We start from the raw sequence: 9,354 nt of genomic DNA on the forward strand, positions 1-9,354 counted from the left end.
CCGCGGGGTAGCGGCTCAGTGGCCGCCCTCGGCGGCGGCGTGCTCCTCGCGCGGGCCGTTCGGCGCGGCGATGGGCAGGCCGACGGTGATCTGACCCGCCTTCTCGAACACGAAGGTCACCGGCACGGTCTTGCCCGGGTAGAGCTTGTCGCTCAGGCCCTTGAGCACGATCTCCAGCTTGCCCAGGTCGACCTTCTTCGACGTGGTCGTGGTCGTCGTGGGGGTGCTGCTGGTCGGCGCGACCGAGGAGGCCGACGAGCTGCCGGTCGTGGTGGTCGCGGCGCCGGAGGACGAGCCGGACGGCGTCGTCGTGGCGGCGGCGCTCGACGTGGTGGTGGTGGTGGTCGGCGTCGGGGTGGTCGGGGCGACGGACTTGCCGCCGCTCTCCTCGCCCGGCTTGCCGACGGCGAGCGCGAAGCCGCCCGGCAGCACGGCGTCGCCGGTGATCTCGACCTCGGTGGCCACCGGGCTGGTGACCTCGAGGAGCTTGTCCGCGGTGCCGCCGGAGTTGACGATCGCGAGCACGAGCGGCGCGTCGGCGCCCTTCTCGTAGTGGCCGCCCTTGGGGAAGGCGAGCATCGCGTCGCGCAGCGCGATCTGGCCCGACTGGGCGAGCGCGCCGTTCACAGCGGGCAACTGGGAATCCGTCTGGGTGATCTGGCCGGAACCGCACGCGGCGGCCCCCAGGACGGCGACCAGCCCGAGGCCCAACGCGGCGGGGGCGCGGCGCAACCGTCCGGTCGAGTTCTGCTGTGCACGGCTCACTGGGGCTCCTGCGTCGCTAGCGGACAATCACCTACCGGGCCGAAGCCTAGCCCGCGCAACAGATCGGGCCCGCGCGTGGTCGGACAATCACCCGAGGGGTGTCGGATCCGTCACGTCCGGGCGTGAAGGTCCGGTGAAGGTCCACTGTGGAGATCGACTCCGCGCCGCACCCCGCGCGACACCCGCCTGAGTACGCACGTTTCGCCGTTGTCAACCCCCCTGCATTCCCTTATCTGGCCCTTGACCTGCGCAGACGGTCCACCCGTCCGCGCCCGTGCGACCTTCTGAGCAGCCCGACCCGTGTTAAGATGGGTGCAGCGAAAGGGGCAGAGGACACATGGTTTTCAAGGTCGGAGAGACCGTCGTCTACCCGCACCACGGTGCCGCACTCATCGAAGCGATCGAGACCCGCGTGATCAAGGGCGAGGAGAAGAAGTACCTCGTCCTCAAGGTCGCGCAGGGTGACCTCACGGTTCGCGTCCCCGCAGACAACGCCGAGATCGTCGGGGTGCGGGACGTCGTGGGTCAAGAGGGTCTCAACCGCGTTTTCGACGTGCTGCGCGCGCCGCACACCGAGGAGCCGACCAACTGGTCGCGTCGGTACAAGGCCAACCTGGAGAAGCTCGCCTCCGGCGATGTGAACAAGGTGGCCGAAGTGGTGCGAGACCTCTGGCGGCGGGAGAAGGATCGCGGCCTGTCCGCCGGCGAGAAGCGGATGCTGGCCAAGGCGCGGCAGATACTGGTCAGCGAATTGGCGCTGGCCGAGGGCACCGACGAGGACAAGGCCGAGGTGCTGCTCGACGAGGTCCTGGCGACCGCCTCCGTCTGACCAGCGGTTCCACCGGACGGACAAGCCTGGGTGACCTGCCGGGCGCAGCGATGTGACCGGCTTGCCAGACTGACCCATGCCCGAACTCCAGATGGCACCCGACGCAGCCGGGGGCGAGCCCACCGCGCGGGCGGTGGCGGTCGTACCCGCCGCGGGCCGAGGCGAACGCCTCGGGTACGGGATGCCCAAAGCACTGGTCCCCGTGCGGGGGACCGCTCTGCTCACCCATGCCGTGCGCGGCCTGCTCAACGCGGGCTGCGTGCGGCATGTCGTGGTTGCGGCCCCTCCGGCCGACGTCGAGGTGGTCGCGGCGCTGCTGCGTGACGCGGATCTCCCGGCCGATGTCGTGCCCGGCGGCGCCGACCGCACCGACTCCGTGCGCCGGGCCTTCGAGCACGCCGTGAAGGCGGTCCCCGACGTGCGCGTCGTCCTCGTGCACGACGCCGCGCGCGCGTTCACCCCGCCCTCGGTCATCCGTGCCGTAGTGGCCGCCGTAGCGTCCGGGGCGCCCGCCGTCATCCCAGTCCTGCCGATGGCCGACACGGTGAAGCAGGTCGATTTCGACGGCACCGTGCTCGCCACCCCCGACCGGTCCGCCCTGCGCGTCGTGCAGACCCCCCAGGGCTTCGCCACCGACGTCCTGACCAGGGCGTACGCCGAGGCGGGCGACTCCGCGACGGACGACGCGGGGCTCGTGGAGAAGATCGGCGTGCCGGTCGCCACGGTGCCCGGCCACGCCTGTGCGATGAAGGTCACAACCCCCTTTGACCTGGCGATTGCCGAGGCCGTGCTGGCCGGACAGGAGAACTCGTGAGGGTCGGGATCGGCACCGATGTTCACCCGATCGACGTAGCCCGGGAGTGTTGGATCGCGGGCCTGCACTGGCCGGGCGAGGCGGGCTGCACGGGTGATTCGGACGGGGACGTGGCCGCGCACGCGCTGTGCGACGCGCTGCTGTCCGCCGCGGGACTCGGCGACCTGGGCGCCGTCTTCGGCACCGGCGACCCGAAGTGGGCGGGCGCGCACGGCACGGAACTGCTCACCGAGGTGCGGGTGCGGGTCGAGGCGGCCGGGTACCGGGTGGGCAACGCGGCGGTGCAGGTCGTCGGCACCCGGCCGAAGATCGGCAAGCGGCGGGCGGAGGCGCAGGAGGTGCTGTCCGCGGCGGTCGGCGGGCCGGTGTCGGTGTCGGGCACGACCACCGACGGGCTCGGGCTGACCGGTCGCGGCGAGGGCATCGCGGCGGTGGCCACGGCGTTGCTGCTGCCGTCCGAGTGAAAGCACACATCCCGCCCACCGGGACCGGCCGGGCCGAACCCGCTGATCACGGCTAGGTTCAGCGGATATGGCAGCAACTCTCTCCGACGCGGCGCGCGCCCTCTTCGACGGCCCGAACTTCGCGGTCCTGTCCACGATCAACGCCGACGGCAGCCCGCAGTCGTCGGTCCTGTGGGTCACCCGCGACGGCGACGACATCCTGTTGTCCACGCTCGTGGGCCGCAAGAAGGAGCGGAACCTGCGCCGGGACCCGCGGGTCAGCCTGACGATCTACGCCGCGGACAACCCGTACGCCTACGCGGAGGTCCGCGGCACGGCCGAGCTGACCACCGAGGGCGGCGGCGAACTGATCCACACGCTGGCGCGCAAGTACACCGGCGAGGACTACAAGGCGGACGCGCCGGGTGCCGAACGCGTTGTGGTGCGGATCACTCCGACCCGTGTGACGGGCCGCGCGATCTGACCTCTACCTTGGGAACCGTGGCCATCCACGGCGTCCTCCTGGACTTCTCGGGCACCCTGTTCCGTCTGGAGCCGGGTGCCGAGAGCGTCCGCGGGCTGCGCCACCGCGACGGCGCCGAGCTGACCGCCGCGCGGTACACGGAGATCCTCGCCACGCTCACCGTGCCGACCGGCGTCCCGGAGCACCTGCCGCCCGACCTGCACGACGCGTGGCACCGCCGCGACCTCGACGGAGACCTGCACCGCGCGTCCTACGAGTCCGCGCTGACCGCCCCGCACTTCGACCTCGCCGACGGCACCGCCACCGGGCTCTACGACGTCATGCTGGCGCCCGCGTCCTGGGTGCCGTACCCGGACACCGACGCCGCGCTGCGCCTCCTGCGCGCCAGGGGCATCCCGGTCGCCGTGGTCAGCAACATCGCGTGGGACCTGCGCGCCACCTTCGCCCACCGCGGCCTCGACGGCTTGGTGGACGAGTACGTGCTCTCCTACGCCGAGGGCGTCGTGAAGCCCGACGCCAAGATCTTCACCGTGGCCTGCGAGCGCATCGGCCGGGCCCCCGCCGACACCCTGATGGTCGGCGACAGCGCGGCGGCCGACGGCGCGGCCGCGGCGATCGGCTGTCGGTTCGAGCGGGTGGAGCCGCAGGCGACCGCGAACCGCCCCGACGCGCTGCTCGGCGCGTTGCGCGCCCACGGCATCGCGGACTAGGACGCCAAGCCCCCGAGCACCGCGCCGCGGCCCGTTCGTGAACTGGCAACGAACCGGGCAAGGGTCACCAGGTCGGTGACCCGTACCATTTCCCCTCGTAACGCTCTGCTCCCTTCAGGAGAAAAGCCGTGTCCCTGCACATCCACGACAGCGCGAGCCGGAGTTCGCGCGCGTTCACGCCGCACACCCCGGGGGTCACCTCGATCTACGTCTGCGGCGCCACGGTGCAGGGCATCCCGCACATCGGCCACGTGCGCAGCGGGTTGAACTTCGACGTCATGCGCCGCTGGCTCGAGCACGGCGGCACCGACGTGCGGCTGGTGCGCAACGTCACCGACATCGACGACAAGATCCTGACCAAGGCCGCCGAGGCGGGCAGGCCGTGGTGGGAGTGGGCGGCCACCCACGAGCGGGCCTTCGAGGAGGCCTACAACGCGCTGGGCTGCCTGCCCGCGTCCATCTCGCCGCGGGCCACCGGGCACGTGCCGCAGATGGTCGAGATGATGCAGCGGCTGATCGACGCGGGCCACGCGTACGCCCAGGGCGGCGACGTGTACTTCGCCGTCGCCTCCTACCCCGCGTACGGGGAGCTGTCCGGGATCAAGCCGGACGAGGCGCAGCAGGGCGAGTCGGCCGGTCAGGGCAAGCGCGACCCGCGCGACTTCACGCTGTGGAAGTCCGCCCGCCCGGGTGAGCCGTCGTGGCCGACCCCGTGGGGTGCAGGCCGCCCCGGCTGGCACCTGGAGTGCTCGGCGATGGCGCGGGCGTACCTGGGACCCGAGTTCGACGTGCACGGCGGCGGCATCGACCTGGTGTTCCCGCACCACGAGAACGAGCAGGCGCAGTCGCGCGCGGCCGGTGACGGGTTCGCCCGGTACTGGATGCACAACGCGTGGGTGACCCTCAGCGGCGAGAAGATGGCCAAGTCGCTGGGCAACACGGTGTCGATCCCGGAGATGCTGAGCCGGGTGCGCGCCCAGGAGCTGCGCTACTACCTCGCGGGCCCGCACTACCGGTCGATGATCGAGTACTCGGAGGCCGCGCTGGCGGAGTCCGTGCGCGCCTACCAGCGGGTGGAGAACTTCCTGCAGAAGGTGGCGCAGCGGACCGGGTCGGTGGCGCCGAGCGCGCCGACGGCGGAGTTCACCGCGGCCATGGACGACGACCTGTCGACCCCGTCCGCGCTGGCCGCGGTGCACAACTCGGTGCGCGTCGGAAACACCGCGCTGGACTCCGGCGATGACTCCGGGGCGCGGGAGGCCGCGGCGGCGGTACGCTCGATGACCGGCGTCCTGGGGCTCGACCCGCTCTCACCTCGGTGGGCGGAGGGCTCCGGCGCCGACACGGGTCTGCACCAGGCGCTGGACGCGCTGGTGGGCGACCTGCTGGACGAGCGCCAGCGGGCCAGGGCCAACCGCGAGTTCGCCCTGGCGGACGCGATCCGAGACCGCCTGCTGGCCGCGGGCGTCGCCGTCGAGGACACCCCCGGCGGTCCGTTGTGGACCATTAAGGAAAGCTGACGTGGCAGGCAATTCCCAACGCCGGGGCGCGATGCGCAAGGCGGGCACGAAGAAGGGCGCCGTCGTCGGCTCCGGTGGTCAGCGGCGCAAGGCGCTGGAGGGCAAGGGGCCGACGCCCAAGGCCGCGGAGCGACCGGGGCACGCCGCGAACCGGCGCGCGAACGCCGACGCCAAGCGCACCCAGGCCAGGGCGAACCGGGACAAGCCGGGCAACGAGCTGGTCGCGGGCCGCAACCCGGTGACCGAGTGCCTGCGCGCCGAGGTGCCCGCCACGGCGCTGTACGTGGCGCTGGGCATCGACGCGGACGACCGGGTGGCCGAGTCCGTGCGGCTGGCGGCGGACCGGGGCATCTCGGTGCTGGAGGTCTCCCGCCCGGAGCTGGACAAGCTGACCGGCGGCGCGATGCACCAGGGCCTGGCGCTCCAGGTCCCGCCCTTCACCTACGCGCACCCGGACGACCTGCTGGAGGCCGCCCGCGGCACCGGCGAGGCTCCCCTGCTGGTCGCGCTCGACGGCGTCACCGACCCCCGCAACCTGGGCGCGGTGATCCGCTCGGCGGCGGCCTTCGGGGCCAACGGCGTGCTGCTGCCGCAGCGGCGCAGCGCCGGGATGACGGCGGTGGCCTGGCGCACCAGCGCGGGCACGGCGGCGAAGATCCCGGTGGCCATCGCGACCAACCTGACCCGCCAACTGCGCGCGTACGCCGAGACCGGTCTGATGATCGTCGGCCTGGACGCGGACGGCTCGATGCACCTGGACGAGCTGGAACTGGCCACGGGCCCCCTGGTCGTCGTCGTCGGCTCCGAAGGCCGCGGCCTGACCCGCCTCGTGCGCGAGTCCTGCGACGCCACGGTGTCGATCCCGATGGCCGCGGGCGTCGAGTCGCTCAACGCCTCGGTCGCCGCGGGCGTGGTCCTCGGTGAGGTGGCCCGCCGCCGCCGGATCGCAGGCCGGATCTGAGCGAACCCGCTGTTCGGGCAGTGTCCACAGTGCTTTGATGCGGTTGTGGACATGACGGCCGACGGCGTCTCCCGGTGTATCCGCCGGGAAACCCTGAGCGCGAAGACCACTGAGGTCGTTGACGACCACCGCCCGCCGCGGTGCTAGACACAGGCATGGACTGGCAGGCGGTGGTCGACGACTTCGGCGCGCACTGGCACGTCTACCTGTCCATGCCGCTCATCGCCGCCGCCATCGGGTACATCACCAAGCGCGCGGCGATCGAGATGATGTACCGGCCGCTCGAGTTCGTCGGGGTGGGGCCGTTCGGGTGGCAGGGGGTCATCCCGCGCAACGCGCGGCGGATGGCGACGGTGGCGATGGAGTTGATGACCACCAACCTCATCAACCCGCGTGAGGTGTTCGCCCGGTTGGACCCGAAGCGGGTCACCGAGCAGTTGCGGGAGCCGATCGAGCGGGCCGTCGACGAGATCACCCGGGACCTGCTGGCCCGCTACCAGCCCGGGCTCTGGGAGGTGCTGCCCGACCGGCTGCAGCGCCGGATCGTGGCGCGCGTGCACGCCGAGGCGCCGCGGGTGGTGGAGCGGCTGATGCGGGAGGTCGCCGCCAACATCGAGGACATCCTCGACGTCAAGGACATGGCGGTGCGCAACCTGGTGCGCGACAAGGCCGTGCTCAACCGGCTGATCCGCGAGACCGCCACCCCGGAGATGCGGTTCATCGCCCGGTCGGGCATCTGGTTCGGCCTGGTCATCGGGTTCGTCCAGCTCGTCACCTGGGCGCTGACCAAGAACGCCTGGGTGATGCCGGTCTTCGGCGGCCTCACCGGGTGGCTGACCGACTGGCTGGCGCTGAAGATGATCTTCTTCCCGCGGCAGCCGAAGCGGTTCGGGCCGTTCATCTGGCAGGGCATGTTCCAGCGCAGGCGGATGGAGGTCGCCCGGGACTACGGCGACCTGATCGCCAAGGAGATCCTGACCGTCGGCAACGTGCTGGAGGCCGTGCTCACCGGCCCGCGCTCGGACCGGCTGTACGCGATGATCCACCGCGAGGTCCGCCGGTCGGTGGACGCGCAGGCCAGCCTCGCCAAGCCGTTCCTGGTCGCGGCCGTCGGGTCGCGCCGGTACCAGGAGCTCAAGGCCGAGGCCGCGCGGCAGACCATCGAGCGGATCCCGGACACGCTGCGGCACCTGGAGGGCTACGCCACCGACGCGCTGGACATCCGGTCGACGATCATCCGCCAGATCCAGGCGCTCACCCCGATCCAGTACGAGGGCCTGCTGCGGCCCGCGTTCCGCCAGGACGAGTGGAAGCTCATCACGGTCGGCGCGGTGATCGGCTTCCTCGTGGGTGAGCTGCAGGTTCTGCTCCTCCTGCATTAAGCTACCGACCGGTCAACAAGCGCGGAGGCACGGTGGTCGACTCCTTCCTCGACGACTTCGCCCGCCACTGGCCGGTCTACCTGTCGATGCCGTTCGTGGCCGCGGTCATCGGCTACCTCACCAAGCGCGTCGCCATCGAGATGATGTTCCGCCCGCTGCGCTTCATCGGCGTGGCCGACCCGTGGCTGGGGTGGCAGGGGGTGGTCCCGCGCAACTCGGCGCGGATGATCCGGGTGTCGGCGGACCTGATCACCAGCAGGCTGGTCGACCCGAAGGAGATCGTCGACCGACTGGACCCGGACGAGGTGACCAGGCGCATCCGGGGGCCGCTGCTGCTGACGGTGGACCAGATCGCGCGGGAGGTGCTGGAGCAGCACCACCCGCGGCTGTGGGAGATGCTGCCGGTGCTGGCCCAGGACCTGGTCATCAAGCAGATCCAGGCGGGCACCCCGGCGCTGGTCGCCAAGGTCATGGCCGACATCCGCGCCAACATCGGCGACCTCCTCGACGTGCAGCAGGTCGCCGTCGTGGCCTTGGAGCGCGACAAGGAACTCCTGGTGCGCCTCGTGCGCGACATCTCGCGCCCGGAGATGGCCTTCATCGCCCGCTGCGGCATCTACTTCGGCTTCACCCTGGGCGTCGTCCAGACGGCGGTGTGGGCGATCACCCGAGAACCCCTGGTACTGCCGGTTTTCGGCGCGCTGATCGGCTGGTTCACCGACTGGCTGGCCATCAAGCTGGTGTTCTTCCCACGAGAACCCCGGAAGATCCTCGGCCTGATCCCCTTCCAGGGCGTCTTCCAGCGGCGCCGCAAGGAGGTGGCGAAGCAGTACGGGGCCCTGATCGCCAAGGAGGTCATGACGGTCCCGAACATCGTCCACGGCATCCTCACCGGCCCCGGCTCCGCGCGACTGCTCACGATGATCAGCCAACTGGTCCGCAAGTCGGTGGACGAACAGGCCAGCATCGCCAAACCCTTCGTCGCGGTCGCCATCGGCACCCAACGCTTCCAGGAGATGAAGCACGCCGCCGCCGACAAGGCGATGACCCACCTCCCGGCCATGGCCCTCCACACCACCCCCTACGCCACCGAGGCGCTCGACATCGGCGGCACCATCGCCGAGAAGATGAACCGCCTGACCCGCGAGGAGTACGAAGGCCTCCTCCGCCCCGCCTTCCGCCAGGACGAGTGGAAACTCATCGCGGTCGGCGCCGTCATCGGCGCCCTGGTCGGCCACCTCCAAGCCCTGCTCATGCTGGGCTAGGCACAATGCCGGTCGGTTAGGTGGTTTCGGCTGGTCGGCGGCGGTGTCGGGTCTTGCTGGGCGGGGTGAGGGTGATGTTCGAGTGAGGTGGTCGGCTGTTTCGGAGTTGTTGTCGGTGTCGTGCGCGTTTGACCGGGAAGTTGCTCATTTTCCGTTTGATCACCCGCGGGTAGCTCCGGTG

Annotated in this window: 10 protein-coding genes; 9 read left to right on the top strand and 1 reads right to left on the bottom strand. The window is 71.2% G+C overall.

Annotation, left to right across the window (positions count from 1 at the left end; translation table 11 throughout):
* Positions 1–15: 15 nt before the first annotated feature.
* Positions 16–765, bottom strand: coding sequence for a copper chaperone PCu(A)C domain-containing protein (locus CLV40_RS06000; RefSeq protein ID WP_104477720.1), 750 nt, complete (start codon positions 763–765; stop codon positions 16–18).
* A gap of 337 nt (positions 766–1,102) precedes the next feature.
* Here CLV40_RS06000 and CLV40_RS06005 point away from each other — a divergent pair, with 337 nt between their 5' ends.
* The 9 genes from CLV40_RS06005 to CLV40_RS06045 all read left to right on the top strand — a co-directional run bounded on the left by CLV40_RS06005 (position 1,103) and on the right by CLV40_RS06045 (position 9,173).
* Positions 1,103–1,594 carry a CarD family transcriptional regulator gene (locus CLV40_RS06005; RefSeq protein WP_104477722.1) on the top strand — a complete coding sequence of 164 codons (492 nt, stop codon included), beginning with the start codon at positions 1,103–1,105 and terminating at the stop codon, positions 1,592–1,594.
* A gap of 91 nt (positions 1,595–1,685) precedes the next feature.
* Positions 1,686–2,408, top strand: coding sequence for a 2-C-methyl-D-erythritol 4-phosphate cytidylyltransferase (ispD, locus tag CLV40_RS06010; RefSeq protein ID WP_104477856.1), 723 nt, complete (start codon positions 1,686–1,688; stop codon positions 2,406–2,408).
* Positions 2,405–2,872 carry a 2-C-methyl-D-erythritol 2,4-cyclodiphosphate synthase gene (gene ispF / locus CLV40_RS06015; protein WP_104477724.1) on the top strand — a complete coding sequence of 156 codons (468 nt, stop codon included), beginning with the start codon at positions 2,405–2,407 and terminating at the stop codon, positions 2,870–2,872. The genes ispD and ispF overlap by 4 nt, the downstream gene beginning before the upstream one ends.
* A gap of 67 nt (positions 2,873–2,939) precedes the next feature.
* Positions 2,940–3,335, top strand: a complete 396-nt coding sequence (locus CLV40_RS06020) for a PPOX class F420-dependent oxidoreductase (RefSeq protein WP_104477726.1) — start codon at positions 2,940–2,942, stop codon at positions 3,333–3,335.
* 17 nt (positions 3,336–3,352) lie between these two features.
* On the top strand, positions 3,353–4,045 hold the full coding sequence (locus CLV40_RS06025; protein WP_245931112.1) for an HAD family hydrolase: 693 nt from the start codon (positions 3,353–3,355) through the stop codon (positions 4,043–4,045).
* Between the two features lie 128 nt (positions 4,046–4,173).
* The gene (gene cysS, locus CLV40_RS06030) at positions 4,174–5,565 is read left to right on the top strand and encodes a cysteine--tRNA ligase (RefSeq protein ID WP_104477729.1); all 1,392 of its coding nucleotides are present in this window, start codon (positions 4,174–4,176) and stop codon (positions 5,563–5,565) included.
* Between the two features lies 1 nt (position 5,566).
* Positions 5,567–6,526: a 23S rRNA (guanosine(2251)-2'-O)-methyltransferase RlmB gene (gene rlmB / locus CLV40_RS06035; protein WP_104477731.1), complete on the top strand. Its 960-nt coding sequence runs from the start codon at positions 5,567–5,569 to the stop codon at positions 6,524–6,526.
* A gap of 155 nt (positions 6,527–6,681) precedes the next feature.
* Complete coding sequence (locus tag CLV40_RS06040) at positions 6,682–7,908, top strand: DUF445 domain-containing protein (RefSeq protein WP_104477733.1); 1,227 nt, start codon at positions 6,682–6,684, stop codon at positions 7,906–7,908.
* Between the two features lie 86 nt (positions 7,909–7,994).
* Positions 7,995–9,173 (top strand): DUF445 family protein, encoded by a 1,179-nt coding sequence (locus CLV40_RS06045; protein ID WP_104477858.1) that lies wholly within the window; start codon positions 7,995–7,997, stop codon positions 9,171–9,173.
* The last annotated feature ends 181 nt before the right edge of the window (positions 9,174–9,354 follow it).

The organism is Actinokineospora auranticolor (assembly GCF_002934265.1).
Taxonomy (GTDB): domain Bacteria; phylum Actinomycetota; class Actinomycetes; order Mycobacteriales; family Pseudonocardiaceae; genus Actinokineospora; species Actinokineospora auranticolor.

Bases quoted from the DNA above. Each gene is read 5' to 3' on its own strand.
- CLV40_RS06005 (WP_104477722.1), top strand. From the start codon at position 1,103: ATGGTTTTCAAGGTCGGAGAGACCGTCGTCTACCCGCACCACGGTGCC.
- ispD (WP_104477856.1), top strand. From the start codon at position 1,686: ATGGCACCCGACGCAGCCGGGGGCGAGCCCACCGCGCGGGCGGTGGCG.
- CLV40_RS06020 (WP_104477726.1), top strand. From the start codon at position 2,940: ATGGCAGCAACTCTCTCCGACGCGGCGCGCGCCCTCTTCGACGGCCCG.
- CLV40_RS06040 (WP_104477733.1), top strand. From the start codon at position 6,682: ATGGACTGGCAGGCGGTGGTCGACGACTTCGGCGCGCACTGGCACGTC.
- CLV40_RS06045 (WP_104477858.1), top strand. From the start codon at position 7,995: ATGCCGTTCGTGGCCGCGGTCATCGGCTACCTCACCAAGCGCGTCGCC.